At 67.5% G+C, this 369-nt stretch carries 1 protein-coding gene; it reads left to right on the top strand.

Annotation, left to right across the window (positions count from 1 at the left end; genetic code table 11):
• Positions 1-369: iron-containing alcohol dehydrogenase (locus tag EN818_RS31065; protein ID WP_135906642.1), on the top strand; the 369-nt coding region annotated here is incomplete at both ends.

The raw sequence follows: 369 nt of genomic DNA, 5'->3' as shown, positions 1-369 counted from the left end.
CTGCCGGTCGGCATCAGCGTGACAAGCGGCCTCAACGCCATCGCGCATGCCGCCGAAGGCCTCTATGCCGAGGACCGCAACCCGATCACCTCGATGATGGCGACCGAGGGCATGCGCGCGCTGAAGGAAGCGTTGCCGGTGATCGTCGTCAGCCCTCGCGAAGCGGATGCACGCGCCAAGGCGCTCTACGGCGCATGGCTTTGCGGCACCGTGCTCGGGCAGGTCGCCATGGCGCTGCACCACAAGATCTGCCACACGCTGGGCGGCAGTTTCGACACGCCGCATGCCGAGACGCATGCGATCATGCTTCCGTACACGATCGGCTTCAACGCGGCTGCCGTGCCCGACCTGCTTCGGCCGGTGGCGGAC

Source organism: Mesorhizobium sp. M3A.F.Ca.ET.175.01.1.1 (assembly GCF_004791945.1).
Classification (GTDB): Bacteria; Pseudomonadota; Alphaproteobacteria; order Rhizobiales; family Rhizobiaceae; genus Mesorhizobium.
The sequence above is the reverse complement of the archived record's forward strand: the minus strand, read 5'-3'. Positions and strand labels throughout refer to the sequence as shown.